At 68.4% G+C, this 399-nt stretch carries 1 protein-coding gene; it reads left to right on the forward strand.

All coding sequences use genetic code 11. The annotated features are described in order from the left end of the window. On the forward strand, nt 1-399 hold a 399-nt coding region (locus tag I6F37_RS43295), incomplete at both ends, for an SUMF1/EgtB/PvdO family nonheme iron enzyme (protein ID WP_225154879.1).

Raw genomic sequence — 399 nt, forward strand, 5'->3', positions numbered from 1 at the left:
ACGAGTATCCGAACAAGGCCGGCGAGAAGCCGACCATCATGGTGACCTGGTACCAGGCACGCGACGCTTGCCAGGCTCAAGGCAAACGCCTGTGCGGCGACAGCGAATGGACGCTCGCGTGCGAAGGCCAGGAGAGGCTGCCGTACCCCTACGGCTACTCGCGGAACGCCGAGGCCTGCAATATCGATAAGCCGCACCCGGACCCCGACCCGGCCGCGATCGCCGACCCGAAGCGCCGGGACGCGGAAGTCGCGCGCCTCTGGCAGGGCGAGCCGAGCGGCGCGCGCGAGGCATGCGTGAGCTCGTACGGCGTGCACGACATGACCGGCAACGTGGACGAGTGGGTCGTCAACGAGTCGGGCAAGCCGTACCTGAGCGGCTTGAAGGGCGGGTACTGGG

Source organism: Bradyrhizobium sp. NBAIM08, assembly GCF_020193935.1.
GTDB lineage: Bacteria > Pseudomonadota > Alphaproteobacteria > Rhizobiales > Xanthobacteraceae > Bradyrhizobium > Bradyrhizobium yuanmingense.